Origin of the sequence: Nocardia seriolae NBRC 15557 (assembly GCF_007990715.1) — a bacterium.
GTDB lineage: Bacteria > Actinomycetota > Actinomycetes > Mycobacteriales > Mycobacteriaceae > Nocardia > Nocardia seriolae.
The window spans coordinates 60,589-73,647 of the sequence record NZ_BJWY01000001.1; the positions used below are offsets into that span (position 1 = coordinate 60,589).

Here is a 13,059-nt window from a genome sequence, read left to right on the forward strand (position 1 = left end):
GGTCGGGGCATAGGCTGTTGATCATGGGTGAGCCACAGCCGATCCTCGACCCGCTCACGCCGGCCGCGCTTTTCCTCGTCGCCACGGTCGACGAGGGTGGCGAGGCGGTGGTGCGGGATTTGCTCGCAGATCTGCCCGGATTGCGGCGTTCCGTCGGATTCCGGGTTCCCGGTTCGGGTCTCGCGTGCATCACCAGCATCGGGTCCGCGGCCTGGGACCGCCTGTTCTCCGGTCCGAAACCCGCACGGCTGCACGAGTTTCCGGAATTCGCGGGCGAGCGGCATCGGGCCCCGGCCACACCGGGCGATCTGCTCTTCCACATCAAGTCCGAAACCCAGGACGCCTGTTTCGAATTGGCGATGAAGATCTCCGAGCGGCTGGCCGGGGCGGCCACCATCGTCGATCAGACGGTCGGGTTCCGCTACTTCGAGCAGCGCGATCTGCTCGGCTTCGTGGACGGCACCGAGAATCCCGAGGGCCCGCTCGCCGCCACCGCCGCGCTGGTGGGTGAAGAGGATCCCGAATTCGCCGGTGGCAGTTACGTGATCGTGCAGAAGTACCTGCACGATCTGGGCGGGTGGAAGGCGCTGTCCACCACCGAGCAGGAAAAGGTCATCGGGCGCACCAAGCTCGACGACTTCGAGCTGTCCGACGATGACAAGCCCGCGAATTCGCATGTGGCCGTGAACGATCAGGCGATCAACGGCAATATCGTGCGCGCCAATATGCCGTTCGGCTCGGTCCAGGACGGCGAATTCGGCACCTATTACATCGCTTACGCCGACGACCCGGCCATTACCGAGAACATGCTGACCCGAATGTTCCTGGGCAGCACCGACGCCGCCTACGACCGCATCCTGGATTTCTCCACCGCGGTGACCGGTACTTCGTTCTTCGCCCCGCATGCAGGGTTTTTCGACGCACTACCGGACTCGCCCGCAGCGTCCGCGGCCCGGCTCGATTCTGGACTGACGGAGCGGGGGAGCGAAGCGGAGGAGCGGAGGAGGGAAGAATCGAGCTTGCAGGGCCGTGGACAGCCGGAGCGAAGCGGAGGCAAATTAGACACCGTGTCCGGGGACGGTTCCCTGGGTATCGGGACGCTGAGAAGGAGTAACGCATGAACAACCTGCATCGCGAACTCGCGCCCATCACCTCCGAGGCCTGGTCGGCCATCGAGGAGGAGGCGACGCGAACCTTCAAGCGGCACATCGCCGGTCGCCGCGTGGTGGACCTGTCGGGTCCGCACGGCACCGGCTTCTCCGCGGTCGGGCTGGGCCGCACCGCCGCCATCAACTCCCCCGGTGACGGCGTGCAGGCCCGCCAGCGCGTGGTACTGCCGCTGATCGAGTTGCGGGTGCCGTTCACGCTGACCCGCGAGGAACTCGACAATGTGGAGCGCGGGGCCCGCGACACCGATCTGGACGCGGTCAAGGAGGCCGCCAAGAAGATCGCCTTCGCCGAGGACCGCGCCATTTTCGAGGGCTATCCCGCGGCCGGTATCACCGGTATCCGGGCCTCCACCTCGTGCGAGCCGGTGAAGCTGCCGGGCGATCCGCGCCTGGCGCCGGAGGCGGTCGCGCAGGCGCTGAGCAAGCTGCGCCTGGCCGGTGTGGGCGACCCGTACTCGGTGCTGCTGTCGGCCGACCTGTTCACCGCGGTGAGCGAGACCTCCGACCACGGGCACCCGATCCGCACGCACATCGAGCGGCTCATCGACGGCGACATCATCTGGGCCCCGGCCATCGACGGCGCGTTCGTACTGTCCACGCGCGGTGGCGATTTCGATCTCCAGCTGGGTCAGGACCTGTCGATCGGCTACCTCTCGCACGATGCCCAGTCGGTGCAGCTGTACTTCCAGGAGAGCCTGACGTTCCTGGTGTACACGGCGGAGGCGGCGGTCGCGCTCGAGGCGTGATCAGTTGATCCGGAAGCGGTTTCGATACTCCGTCGGCGTCGTGTCCAGCGTGCGCCGGAACGCCCGGGTGAGGGTGTCGGTGGTGTTGAACCCGCACAGGGTCGCGACGCGTTCCAGGGTGTTGTCGGTCGTCTCGAGCTGATTGCGCGCGAATTCGACTCGCGCGGACTCGATATAGGCGGCCGGGGTGGTGCCGAGATCGGTCTTGAAGATGCGCGTCAGCTGCCGTTCGCTGACGTGCGCCTGCTCGGCCAGGTCGGCGACGGTGAGCTGCTTGCCGATATTGCGTGTGATGTAGTGGCGCAGATCGTCGATGCGCCGCGTGGTCGAGATCGGTTCGAGCGACACGCTGAATTGGCTCTGTCCGCTGGGCCTTTTCAGGAACATGACCAATTGCCGTGCCACGCGCAGCGCGAGCGCGTCGCCGAAATCTTCGGCGACCAACGCCAGCGCCAGGTCCAGGCAGGCGGTGAGTCCCGCACCGGTCCAGGTGTTCTCGTCGCGAATGAAGATCGGGTCGGCATCGACCTCGACGGCCGGATGCTCGGCCGCCAGCTGCTGCGCGGTCGACCAGTGCGTGGTGGCGCGCTTGCCGTCCAGCAGTCCGGCGTCGGCGAGAACGTGCGCGCCCACGCAGACCGACGCGATGCGGCGGGTATGGGTGGCGAGTCCGGCTACCCACTCGACCACCGCCGGATCGCTGAGCGCCCGGACCCGCCCGTCCCCGTCCACCTCGACCGCGCCGGGCACCACGAGGGTGTCGATGGGGCGCTCGGCGATCTCGGCGAAGGTGACGTCGGGCAGCACCCGGACTCCGGCCGAGGTCGTCACCGGATCGAGGGTCGCAGCGGCCAGTGCCACGTGATACCCGGTGTTCCCGTTCATCTCTCGCTGAAGAAGCGCGAAGACCTCCGGCGGCCCGGTCACGTCCAGCACGTCGACGCGATCGAACAGCACGATGACCACGCATCGTTCCAGGGTGCCCACGATCCTCCGTCCGGCCGAAGCGGCGATGTCCGGATTTGCAGGTTACATGACATTTCCGACACGCCCGCCGGGCCATAGCGTGGACCACGTCCGCCGCGCAAAGCGGCTGCGACCCATCGACTTCCGGAGGAATCCCCATGTCAGCCCAGACCCTGCGCGACCTCAACGGCTTCGACCGGACCCCCGCCACCCTCGCCGACGCCACCCTGATCCTGGTCGACTACCAGAACACCTACACCCGCGGCGTCATGGAACTGACCGGCTGGCAGCCCGCCCTCGACGCCGCCGCCGACCTGCTCACCCGCACCCGTCGGGCAGGCGGCAAGGTCATCCACATCATCAATGACGGCGGCGTCGGCACCCCCTACGACATCACCGCCGAGATCGGCCGGATCCACCCCAGCGTGGCCCCGCTCGACGTCGAACCCGTTGTCGTCAAGACGGTTCCGAACGCCTTCGTCGACACCGACCTCGCCGCCCACGTCGACGCCGCGGGCCACAAGAACGTCATCATCGCCGGTTTCATGACCCACATGTGTGTCACCTTCACCGCCGAGGGCGCCTTCCTGCGCGGCAACCACCCCACGGTGGTCGCCGACGCCTCTGCCACCCGCCCCCTGAAATCGGCGGTGGGCGAGGTCACCGCAGAGCAACTGCACGACAGCGCCCTGGCCACCATCGCCGACCTCTACGGCGTCGTCGTGGCCACGGGCGCCGAACTCGGGTAACGCCCTGGTCCCGGCACCCGCCGCGGCTACCCCGGGCCGGGCGCCGCGGCCGGCGGGGTGCGCCGCCGGGTACCGTGTCCGGCAGTCGGTTTCGGGAGGTGGATGTCGGTGGTGCGGGCGGGCGTGGTGCCGGGGCGGCGGGTGGCCGTGGACGCGGTCGCGGGGGTGGCCGTGGCGGTCGTCGTCTGTGCGGGGACGGTGGGGATGTTCGGGTTGAACCGGGTGTTCACGGGACTGTTCTTCGGTGCGGCCGGGGCGGTGGCGGTGTTGTTCGCGCTGTTCGGGCGGGACACGGTGGAGCTGACCGAGGAGCGGATTCGGTGCCGGACCCCGTGGGGCGCCTCGACCCTGGCCTGGGATCGGGTGGTGGCGGGCCGATTCGCGCTGGACGAGCGGGGGCGGTGGGCGCTGGCGCTGGATCTCAACGGCGGGGTGGAACCGCATCAGGAATTGGTGCTGCTGTCCGTTCCGCCTGTGACGCGGCCCATCTCGAACGCCTATGACATGCGCAAACGCGAGCAGATCAACGAGATTCGAACCATCCTGCGGCAAAAGCGAATTCCGGTGACCATCCTCCCCGAGATCGCCGACGCCCTGCAGCGGCACTGGAAGATCGCCCCGCCCACCCACTGATCCACCTAGGGGTTGTCCCCGAGCCATCGACGACCGCAGGACGATGTGATCGCCGCGCCGCCGCTCCAAAATCCTTGGGGTGGCTGGTGAAAATCGCAGCGTCCTCTTCGGAATCTCACAGCCGCGGCGCATGGGACGCACAGCGGCGAATGTGAGGGTGATGATCGTGGCGACAAGCATTGTGGCAGCGGACTACCGGCGGTACGGATGGACCATCGAGTCGACCGGAGACGGAATCGACCTGATCACCGGCCCGGAGATCGCGGCCGTCGAACTCACCGGTGCCGTCGCGGCCGGAGTGCGTCGCTACCTGCGCGCCAACAATATGTCCGGTCCGGTCATCGAGGTGCACGGCGCACAGCGGCGGGAGATCCATCTGGTCGTCGGCGTGGCCAAGGCCGCGCGGGCCATCGAGAGTCTGCGTGCCGCGGGCGCGATCGTGCACGGCGACGGCACCCGGGTGCCGCTGCCGGACGCGAGCCGCGCCGCCGCCTGGAGCGTCATGCCGCGCGAGGCCCGCTGGGTGCCGCCGGTGGTGGCGATCGCCGCGGCGGTCCGGGCCGTCGGGGCCATGGATCGAAAGGGCGGCAGGCGGCTCGGCCGGGTGGCCTGCTGATCCCGCGCCGCCACCCCTGGCTAGGGTGGGACGGTGATTCGCACCGCTGCTCTGGCTCATATCCGGGATCGGCGCATGTTGCAGACCCGGTCCACCGGCAAGACCGTCTTCTACATGGCGGGCGGCAAGATCGATCCCGGTGAGACGCCGGAAATGGCCCTGCACAGGGAGATTCGCGAGGAGCTCGGGATCGGCACGACGGGCGTGAGCGAGCTGGGGGTTTTCGAGGCCGAGGCCTACGGTCACGCGCCCGGCACCCGCCTGCACATGACCTGCTTCCTCGGCGAGCTCGCCGCCGAGCCGCGGCCCTCGGGCGAGATCGCCGAGCTGCGCTGGTTCACCCTCGACGAGTACGCGGCCATGGACGAGGTCGCGCCGGGATCGCTGCTGGTCTTCCGCCGTCTGCACGCGCTCGGCGCGATCGACTGACCCGCACCGCTGTAACCACCCCGGCTATTCCTGAATGGCATCTACGCCAACCGGATCCGCGCCCGTCGGGCGCGATGATCCGGATTCCGGATAGCACCGAATCAAGGGTGATCGCAGTGTTGAAACCGCTTACTCTGCTCGCCGCGGCCGCGCTGGCCACGGGTGGTCTCGGCTTCGGAACGGTGTCCGACACCCGTTTCGACACGATGTCCCACACCCGTTTCGACACGGCCTGTCTGTGGGCGGGCGCAGCGCACGCGCCGGGGTCGCAGGTGGTCGCGGGCGGATCGGCCTACACCTGCGGCGCGGATGCGGCCGGGCCGCACTGGTTCCGCGGTGGCGCGGCGGGCGCGAGCACGGTGCCGAATCCGGGCGCGGATTCGAATCCGGCGGGCCGGTTCAGTGCCGGCGCGCGGCAGCCGGGCACCGACTACGACGACTACTGCGTCGGCGATCAGCTCATCTCCGGCGTCGAGGATGTCTTCGAGGCCGTCCCGACCAGCGGCGGCCTGCTCTGGAAGTCCGCGGGCCCGGTCGCGCAGTGGAGCTTCGATCCCGGTGTGACGCAACCGAAGACGTCGCACCGCTCGTCGGGCCTGTGTCACGACGGTCAGCTGCTCTGAGCCGCCTCGTCGTCGGCGGGCTCCCCGGTATAGGGCCGATTCGGGATCAGGGTGGCCGAGGCCAGCCCGACCAGCAGGAACAGTGCCGCGGCCAGCAGCGTGGTGCGGGTGGAGTCGGTGAACGCCCGGCTCAGCGCGTCCACGATGGCCGCGGCGCCGTGATGCTCGCGCGCACTCTCGATCGCGCCACCCGCCGATTCGCGGGTGGCCGTGGCGAGCGAGTCCGCGACATGCGCGGGCAGGTCCGGCACCGCCGACAACCGTTTCGGCAGATCGTGGGCCAGCGCACCCGAGAGCAGCGCACCGATGAGCGCGGTGCCGAAGGCCGATCCGACCTGCCGCACCGTGGACTGGGTGGCCGAGCCCTGACCCGAATTCTCCCGCGGCACATCGGCCAGCACGGTTCCGGTGAGCTGGGCCGAGGCCATGCCGAGCCCGATGCCGTACCCGATCAGCAGCACCGCCAGCCACCAGCCGGAGATGTGCGGGCTGACGAACAGTGCGGTCAGCGCGACCGCCGCCGCCTCGAAACCCAGCCCGATCTGCACGACTCGCACCGGCCCGTACTTGCGCACCAGCCCCTCGGCGATGCCCGCGGCCAGGAACGCGCCGACGGCCATGGCCGCCAGCACATAACCCGCGCCGAGGGTCGAGAGCCCGAGCACGTTGACCATGAACAGCGGCAGCACGAACAGCAGTCCGAATTCGCCCAGCGCCACCATGAACGCGGTGATATTGCCCCATCGGAAGCTGGGAATCCGGAACAGCGCGGGATCCAGCAGCCCCGAACGCCCGATCAGCACGCGGTGTTGCTCCCACCGCACGAACAGCACCAGTGCGAGCACGCCGAGCGCGAGCAGGATCGGGATGAGTGAGACCGGCGCGGTGACGGGCCAGTTCCAGCCGGCCAGCGGGAATTCCCGCAGCGGTTTCCACCAGCCGTAGGTCTGCCCCTCGATGAGCGCGAACACCAGCAGCGCGAAACCCGCTGCGCTGAGCAGGAATCCGTCCACGTCCAGGCCGGGCGCGGCCTTGGCCATCCGGGTCTCGGGCACGAACAGCGCCAGCCCGATCAGCACCAGCACGCCCAGGGGCAGGTTCACCAGGAAGATCCACAGCCAGGTGAAGTAGGTGGTGAGCCAGCCGCCGAGCAGCGGCCCGATCGCGGCGACGCCGGAGATGACCGAGCCCCACACGGCGAAGGCGATGATCCGGTCGCGGCCCCGGAAGATGGCGTTCATGGTGGCGAGCGTGCCGGGCATGACCCCGGCCGCGCCGATGCCCTGCACGATGCGCCCGATGATGAGCGGCCAGGCGCCGTGCGCGCGGGCGGCGAGCACGCTGCCGAGCAGGAAGACGACCACGCCGAGGGCGAACATCCTGCGCCGCCCGAGCCGGTCGCCGAGGCGTCCGCTGGTGATCAGCAGCGCGGCCAGCACGACCGCGTAGATGCTGTTGATCCATTGCGCCTGACTGAAATTCAACTGGAGCTCGGCGATGATGACGGGCAGCGAGACCGCGACGATGGTGCCGTCCAGCACCACCATGGACAGGCCCAGCGCCAGCACGGCGAGGGTGATCCATTTCCTGCGACCGAGTTCGAGCTGCGTTTCCGTCATCCACGCTCCCGTTTGCCAGCAATGTGCCGCATGACCGTTCGACAGTCTAGGGCGAGGTGCTCGGCCAACCGGACATTTGCAGACCACTCGGCCCGGAACGGCGGCCGATCGAATCGGATATTTTGGATCCGTGTCGATGTCGAAGGGTTCCAACGTTCCGGTGGCGGTCTCCGAGGTTCGGATCGAACTGGGGTGGCAGACGGGGCCCGGGGTTCCCGACGCCGATGCCTCCGCTTTGCTGCTCGCGGGTGGCCGGGTCCGCTCGGACGCGGATTTCGTCTTCTACAACCAGCAGCTGCACGCCTCCGGCGCGGTCCGGCACCTCGGTAAGCGGCAGGGGCCGCAGGTCGTCGACGCGCTCTCGGTTCGATTCGACCGGGTCGAACCGCAGATCGACACCATCGTGCTGGCCGCCTCGGCCGACAGCGGCACCTTCGCCCAATTCCACGGGCTGCACGTGCGTTTGGTGGATGTGAACGGCGCGGAGCTGGCCCGGTTCGACAGCACCGACGCCACCTCGGAGACGGCGTTCGTGCTCGGCGAGCTGTACCGCCGCGACGGCGGCTGGAAATTCCGCGCGGTGGGCCAGGGCTACGACTCCGGATTGGCAGGTCTGGCAACCGATTTCGGAATCTCGGTCGATTCCCCGCAGCCTGCCGCGCCCCCACAGCCCACCGCGCCCCCACAGCCCACCGCGGCACCGCAACCCATCGCACCGGCACGGCCCCCGATGCCGCCGCAGCCCATCGCGCCCCCGCCGCACCCGATGCCACCGATGCCGGTCGTTCCGCCGCCGCCCGCGCACGAGCCCCGGGTGAATCTGGGCAAGATCTCGCTGACGAAGGAAGCCCCCGCGGTCTCGCTGACCAAGCAGGGCGCGACCGGCGGGATCATGCGGGTGAACCTGAACTGGTCGGTGCCCAGTTCCGGCGGTCTGTTCAGCCGTAAGCGCGCGGGCAATGGCGGCCTGGATCTGGATCTGTGCGCGTTCTGGGAGCTCGCCGACGGCTCCAAAGGCTGTGTGAGCGCGCTGGATACCTTCGGGCAGCTGCACAAACCCCCGTTCATCGCCCTGGACCAGGACGATCGGACCGGTGGCAGTGTCTCGGGCGAGAACCTGTCCATCAATCTCGATCACACCGCCGACTTCCGCCGCATCCTGGTGTTCGCCTCGCTCTACGAGGGCGCGCAGGACTTCCGGGGCGTGCACGCCACCGCGACCCTGTACCCCCGCAATTCACCGCCGATCGAGATGGAAGTCGGCGGCTGCCACGATGATTCGCGCGAAATGGTGCTGGCGCTGATCGAGAATCTGAACGGCGAGCTGGTGGTGCGCCGCGAGGGCCGGTTCGTGCGCCCGCCCGAGGGCCGCCGGTTCTGGGGCAAGCTGGCGGTGGATCAGACCTACGAGTGGGGCCTGAAATGGGGCACCGCGAAGGGCAAGTCCTGAGACTCGACCCGGTTCGGGAGGCCGCTCAGTCCTGCTCGGGTGGAAACAGGGCCGCCAGTTCGAGTGCGGCCAGCCGGGTTTCGGCCAGTGATCCGGACCAGCACAGCAGTCGCAGAATGGCCTCGGGGATGAGCTGCTCGGCGTACTCCGGGGCCGTGCCCTCGTCGGAGCGCATATTGATGACCGATTCCACCAGCCGGAACGGCAGCAGTTCGGCCCCGGCCACCGCGCCCGATCCGGCCTCGGCGATGACGGCGGCGGACAGGGTTTCGTAGTGGCGGCGCAGTTCGTCGCGCCGTTCCCGGAAGACCGCGAAGCGATCGCTGCGCAGTTCGGGTAGCAGGTAGAGCGCACCCAGATTCCAGCGCCCGGCGCGCAGCTGGCTGACGTCGAACCAGGCCAGGGCGTAGAGCCGCACCGCCGCCGGTTCCGGCCGGTCGGCCAGCTTGCCCGCGAGTTCCAATGGGGTGGTGACGGTTTCGGCGAGCAGCGCGTCGAGGATGTCGTCCTTGGCGGCGAAGTGGTGGTAGAGCGAGGCCTGCCGGATGCCGACGGCGTCGGCGACGGCGCGGGTGGAGGTATTGCCGTAGCCGTGGCTGGTGAACAACTCGGCGGCGGCGTCGAGGATTTCGGCGCGCGGGGTCTGGCCTGCGCGCCGGCGGGGTTCGAGTCGAGGACGGCCGGGTCCGAGTTGGGTCACGTAGGCCATTCTTGCCTACCGCCGGGGCCGACCAGCGAGGTGAGTTTTCTGTCATTTGACAGAAATAGCGGCAACCCAGAAGTTACGCCCGGCCATGCGACCGATACATCGGCGTCACCGGCCACGCCATCGCGACTGGAAACCTTTCACTTGATAGATATTCCCCTCGCGAAAGACTCGCCGCCATGGTTGCCTCCGCCGACGCCATAGTCCCCGATCACCCGCCGAGCCTCCCCGATACCGGTACCGACAGCGCCGATACCAGCGCGGACAGCGCCGATCTGGCGCGCTTCGGCTATCAACCCGTCCTGCACCGCAAGCTCGGCCGCTATGCCTCCTTCGCGGCCGGATTCTCCTTCGTCTCCATCCTGACCACGATCTTCCAGTTCTTCGGCTTCGGCTACTCCTTCGGTGGCGCGGCCTTCTTCTGGACCTGGCCGCTGGTGTTCGCGGGCCAGTTCCTGGTGGCGCTGAACTTCGCGGAACTGGCGGCGCGCTACCCGATCTCGGGCTGCATCTACCAGTGGTCGCGCCGGTTGGCCGGGGAGGTGGTGGGCTGGTTCGCGGGCTGGATGATGATCATCGCCCAGATCGTCACCGCCGCGGCGGCCGCCATCGCGTTGCAGGTGGTGCTGCCCAGCATCTGGTCCGGGTTCCAGATCATCGGCACCGACAGCGCGCTCACCTCGCACGACGGGGCCTCCAACGCGGTGCTGCTGGGCAGCGTGCTGCTGGTGCTCACCACGGTCGTCAATGTGATCGGCATCGACTGGATGGCGCGCATCAATTCGCTGGGCGTGACCATCGAGATCATCGGCGTGTGCGCGGTGATCGCGGTGTTCTTCACCCACACCGATCGCGGACCGGGCGTGGTCGTGCAGACCGACCAGGCCGCGCCGGGGCCGTACTGGGCCGCGTTCCTGGCCTCGGGCCTGATGGCCGCCTACGTCATGGTCGGATTCGACTCCGCCGGTGAGCTTTCCGAGGAGACCAAGAATCCGCGGCACGTCGCGCCCCGCACCATTCTCTCGGCCCTGGCCGTCTCGGGGCTGGGCGGCGGGCTGATCCTGCTGGGCGCGCTCATGGCCGCCCCGAGCCTGACCGACGGGTCGCTGGGCAGCGGCGGACTGGCGTACGTGATCGAGGCCAAGCTGAGCAGCGCACCCGGCAAGGTGATCCTGGCCTGCGTCGCGTGCGCGATCACGGTGTGCACCCTGGCGATTCAGACCGCGGGGTCGCGCCTGCTGTTCTCCATGGCCCGCGACAGGCGGCTGCCCTTCGCCAAGCAGCTCTCGGCGGTGCACCCCCGCTTCGGCACCCCGGTGTGGCCCGCCGTGGTGATCGGCGCGCTCGGCATCGGCCTGCTGCTGCTGAATCTGGGCAACGCGGCCGTCTTCGCCACCCTGGCCAGCGTCTGCATCGTCATGCTCTACCTGGCCTACCTGCTGGTCACGGTGCCGCTGCTGGTGCGCCGGATCAAGGGCTGGCCCGCCGATATCGCCGATGCGGCCGAAGGAACGAAGCTGTTCGCCCTGGGCCGCTACGGCATCGCCATCAACGCGCTGGCCGTGCTGTGGGGCATCGCCATGGAGATCAACCTGGCCTGGCCGCGCAGCGAGGTCTACACCCCGACCGGCGGCGACTGGTGGATGCTCTGGGCCGCACCGCTGTTCGTGCTGCTCACCGTGGCCGTGGGTGTGGTGGTGCACCGCATCGTGACGCCCGCCGCAACGGCGGCGAGCATCGCGCCCGTCACCCAGACCGCCTGACCGACAGGACATTCCGATGATCTCGCCGGAACCCGACCAGCGTCTGCACGGACGGCCGGAACTGGCCGTGTTGCTCGACGATCTGCTGCGCCGCGCCTACCGCCGGTGGCGCGAGCGCCGCGCCGGCCGGGCTTCCGGCGACAACCAGGGAACGGAGTTGCAATGACCACAGCGAACACCTCTGGGGCTCGGGCGCACGCCCGTTCGCAGGCCGGGGCCGCGACCCGCAGCGGGCCCGATCTCCCGGTCGGCGTGGATCCGGCGCGAATCACCCTCGCGCAGCGGATACCCGCAGGCGGGTACGCGAATGTCGTGCTGGCGCGCGGTACCCGGGTCCGGCTGTCGGATCCGCTCGGCGCGGCGTGTGCGCATCTGCTCCTGTTGCGGGCCGAATCTCCGTGGGAGCGACTGAATGTCGCAGATACCGTCAAGGTGCCGTGGCCGGCGTATCCGGGGATCGGGCATCCGCTGTTGTCGGATCAGGGCCGGGTGCTGGCCACGGTGGTCGCGGATTCGTCCGGGCGGCACGACACGCTGTGCGGCCCTTCCCCGGCCGCGCGGCAGGGGTTGCGGCTGGCCGGGGTCAAGCAGGGGCTCGAGCCTCGCGATATCGGGCCGACGGTGTCGTTCTTCCGGGGTGTGCGGGTGGAATCGGATGGTGCGCTGACGGTTTCGGGCGGCGCGGGCGCGGGTGCCGCGGTGGATCTGCTGGTGCACCTGCCGGTGACCTTGCTCGTTTCCAATGCCGAGCATCCGCTGGATCCCACTGCCGCGACCGAACTCGACCTCGTGGCCTGGTCCGCGCCCGATGAGCTGGCCCGGCCGCACAGCACCGATCCGGAATACCTGCGCGCGCTGGAGAACACCGAACAGGACTGGCACGCCCGCACTCTGTAGGTCCAGGCATGATCACTGCAACCAGCACTGCCACCACCGCTCACACCGTCGTGCTCGACGAGACCGTTCCCGCGCGTTCGCCCTGGTCGACCATCGTGCGCGCCGGGGAGCGGCTCGAGATCATCGACCTGCACGGCAATCAGGCCGTGGACTGCCTGCTCTACAACGCCGCCGACCACGCCGACCGGTACAGCGCGCAGGCCACCATTGCCGCGCAGCGCAATATCTTCCTGACCATCGGCAGCGTGCTGCTGAGCGAGAACGGGACGCCGCTCATGACGGTGGTCGCGGACGAGGTCGGCAATCACGACACGGTGGCGGGCGCGTGCTCGCAGGAGTCCAATCCCCTGCGCTACGGCCACCACACCCGCCACCAGCACGCCTGCGTGGAGAACTTCCTGGCCGAGGGGCTGAAGTGGGGGCTGGGCAAGCGGGATCTGGTGTCGAATATCAACTGGTTCATGAACGTTCCGGTCGAGGCGGACGGCACGCTGGGGATCGTGGACGGGCTTTCCGCGCCCGGCAAGAAGATCACGCTGCGCGCCGAGACCGACACCCTGGTGCTGGTCTCCAACTGCCCGCAGATCAACAACCCCTGCAATGGCTTCGATCCGACGCCGGTGCGCATGGTGGTGACCCGATGACGGCCGTCCTACCCGATCCCGGCGTGATCGAGAAGCCCTCCCCCGCAGC

Annotated in this window: 15 protein-coding genes; 12 read left to right on the forward strand and 3 right to left on the reverse strand. The window is 68.9% G+C overall.

Translation table 11 applies throughout. The annotated features are described in order from the left end of the window. Nucleotides 1-23 precede the first annotated feature (23 nt). Nucleotides 24-1,121, forward strand: a complete 1,098-nt coding sequence (locus NS2_RS00330) for a Dyp-type peroxidase (RefSeq protein WP_071811581.1) — start codon at nucleotides 24-26, stop codon at nucleotides 1,119-1,121. Then, on the forward strand, nucleotides 1,118-1,915 hold the full coding sequence (locus tag NS2_RS00335; RefSeq protein WP_033085708.1) for a family 1 encapsulin nanocompartment shell protein: 798 nt from the start codon (nucleotides 1,118-1,120) through the stop codon (nucleotides 1,913-1,915). Before NS2_RS00330 ends, NS2_RS00335 begins: the two co-directional genes overlap by 4 nt. Here NS2_RS00335 and NS2_RS00340 read toward each other — a convergent pair whose 3' ends face one another. After that, on the reverse strand, nucleotides 1,916-2,902 hold the full coding sequence (locus NS2_RS00340; protein ID WP_033085707.1) for a GlxA family transcriptional regulator: 987 nt from the start codon (nucleotides 2,900-2,902) through the stop codon (nucleotides 1,916-1,918). A gap of 137 nt (nucleotides 2,903-3,039) precedes the next feature. Between NS2_RS00340 and NS2_RS00345 the strand changes: the two genes are divergently transcribed. The 5 genes from NS2_RS00345 (at nucleotide 3,040) to NS2_RS00365 (ending at nucleotide 5,931) form a co-directional block, all read left to right on the forward strand. Then, nucleotides 3,040-3,630: a cysteine hydrolase family protein gene (locus NS2_RS00345; RefSeq protein ID WP_033085706.1), complete on the forward strand. Its 591-nt coding sequence runs from the start codon at nucleotides 3,040-3,042 to the stop codon at nucleotides 3,628-3,630. Between the two features lie 102 nt (nucleotides 3,631-3,732). Continuing rightward, nucleotides 3,733-4,263, forward strand: coding sequence for a hypothetical protein (locus NS2_RS00350; RefSeq protein ID WP_033085705.1), 531 nt, complete (start codon nucleotides 3,733-3,735; stop codon nucleotides 4,261-4,263). Between the two features lie 160 nt (nucleotides 4,264-4,423). Next, on the forward strand, nucleotides 4,424-4,879 hold the full coding sequence (locus NS2_RS00355; protein ID WP_033085757.1) for a hypothetical protein: 456 nt from the start codon (nucleotides 4,424-4,426) through the stop codon (nucleotides 4,877-4,879). Nucleotides 4,880-4,912: 33 nt separating this feature from the next. After that, nucleotides 4,913-5,308, forward strand: a complete 396-nt coding sequence (locus tag NS2_RS00360; RefSeq protein ID WP_033085704.1) for an NUDIX hydrolase — start codon at nucleotides 4,913-4,915, stop codon at nucleotides 5,306-5,308. 116 nt (nucleotides 5,309-5,424) lie between these two features. Then, nucleotides 5,425-5,931 carry a hypothetical protein gene (locus tag NS2_RS00365; protein ID WP_143161174.1) on the forward strand — a complete coding sequence of 169 codons (507 nt, stop codon included), beginning with the start codon at nucleotides 5,425-5,427 and terminating at the stop codon, nucleotides 5,929-5,931. On the opposite strand, the gene NS2_RS00370 is transcribed toward NS2_RS00365, so the two are convergent. Then, nucleotides 5,919-7,550 (reverse strand): MFS transporter, encoded by a 1,632-nt coding sequence (locus tag NS2_RS00370; RefSeq protein WP_147207042.1) that lies wholly within the window; start codon nucleotides 7,548-7,550, stop codon nucleotides 5,919-5,921. The genes NS2_RS00365 and NS2_RS00370 overlap by 13 nt on opposite strands. A gap of 136 nt (nucleotides 7,551-7,686) precedes the next feature. Between NS2_RS00370 and NS2_RS00375 the strand changes: the two genes are divergently transcribed. Then, complete coding sequence (locus tag NS2_RS00375) at nucleotides 7,687-9,000, forward strand: TerD family protein (RefSeq protein WP_033085701.1); 1,314 nt, start codon at nucleotides 7,687-7,689, stop codon at nucleotides 8,998-9,000. A 25-nt stretch (nucleotides 9,001-9,025) separates the two neighbouring features. Here the strand turns inward: NS2_RS00375 and NS2_RS00380 are convergent, their stop codons facing one another. Next, complete coding sequence (locus NS2_RS00380; protein WP_228102531.1) at nucleotides 9,026-9,700, reverse strand: TetR/AcrR family transcriptional regulator; 675 nt, start codon at nucleotides 9,698-9,700, stop codon at nucleotides 9,026-9,028. 185 nt (nucleotides 9,701-9,885) lie between these two features. On the opposite strand from NS2_RS00380, the gene NS2_RS00385 reads away from it, so the two are divergent. From NS2_RS00385 to NS2_RS00395, 4 genes are read left to right on the forward strand one after another with little or no spacing between them, the layout of a single operon-like run. Continuing rightward, nucleotides 9,886-11,469 carry an amino acid permease gene (locus tag NS2_RS00385; protein ID WP_045435802.1) on the forward strand — a complete coding sequence of 528 codons (1,584 nt, stop codon included), beginning with the start codon at nucleotides 9,886-9,888 and terminating at the stop codon, nucleotides 11,467-11,469. 16 nt (nucleotides 11,470-11,485) lie between these two features. Then, nucleotides 11,486-11,635 (forward strand): hypothetical protein, encoded by a 150-nt coding sequence (locus tag NS2_RS35745; protein ID WP_155239121.1) that lies wholly within the window; start codon nucleotides 11,486-11,488, stop codon nucleotides 11,633-11,635. Then, entirely contained in the window at nucleotides 11,632-12,366 is a 735-nt protein-coding gene (locus NS2_RS00390) for a DUF1989 domain-containing protein (protein ID WP_033085699.1), read from the forward strand. Before NS2_RS35745 ends, NS2_RS00390 begins: the two co-directional genes overlap by 4 nt. A gap of 8 nt (nucleotides 12,367-12,374) precedes the next feature. After that, nucleotides 12,375-13,010 (forward strand): urea amidolyase associated protein UAAP2, encoded by a 636-nt coding sequence (locus NS2_RS00395; protein ID WP_033085698.1) that lies wholly within the window; start codon nucleotides 12,375-12,377, stop codon nucleotides 13,008-13,010. Nucleotides 13,011-13,059: the final 49 nt, after the last annotated feature.

Bases quoted from the DNA above. Each gene is read 5' to 3' on its own strand.
- NS2_RS00345 (WP_033085706.1), top strand. From the start codon at position 3,040: ATGTCAGCCCAGACCCTGCGCGACCTCAACGGCTTCGACCGGACCCCC.
- NS2_RS00375 (WP_033085701.1), top strand. From the start codon at position 7,687: ATGTCGAAGGGTTCCAACGTTCCGGTGGCGGTCTCCGAGGTTCGGATC.
- NS2_RS00330 (WP_071811581.1), top strand. From the start codon at position 24: ATGGGTGAGCCACAGCCGATCCTCGACCCGCTCACGCCGGCCGCGCTT.
- NS2_RS00355 (WP_033085757.1), top strand. From the start codon at position 4,424: ATGATCGTGGCGACAAGCATTGTGGCAGCGGACTACCGGCGGTACGGA.
- NS2_RS00390 (WP_033085699.1), top strand. From the start codon at position 11,632: ATGACCACAGCGAACACCTCTGGGGCTCGGGCGCACGCCCGTTCGCAG.
- NS2_RS00385 (WP_045435802.1), top strand. From the start codon at position 9,886: ATGGTTGCCTCCGCCGACGCCATAGTCCCCGATCACCCGCCGAGCCTC.
- NS2_RS00335 (WP_033085708.1), top strand. From the start codon at position 1,118: ATGAACAACCTGCATCGCGAACTCGCGCCCATCACCTCCGAGGCCTGG.
- NS2_RS35745 (WP_155239121.1), top strand. From the start codon at position 11,486: ATGATCTCGCCGGAACCCGACCAGCGTCTGCACGGACGGCCGGAACTG.
- NS2_RS00350 (WP_033085705.1), top strand. From the start codon at position 3,733: ATGTCGGTGGTGCGGGCGGGCGTGGTGCCGGGGCGGCGGGTGGCCGTG.
- NS2_RS00395 (WP_033085698.1), top strand. From the start codon at position 12,375: ATGATCACTGCAACCAGCACTGCCACCACCGCTCACACCGTCGTGCTC.
- NS2_RS00370 (WP_147207042.1), bottom strand. From the start codon at position 7,550: ATGACGGAAACGCAGCTCGAACTCGGTCGCAGGAAATGGATCACCCTC.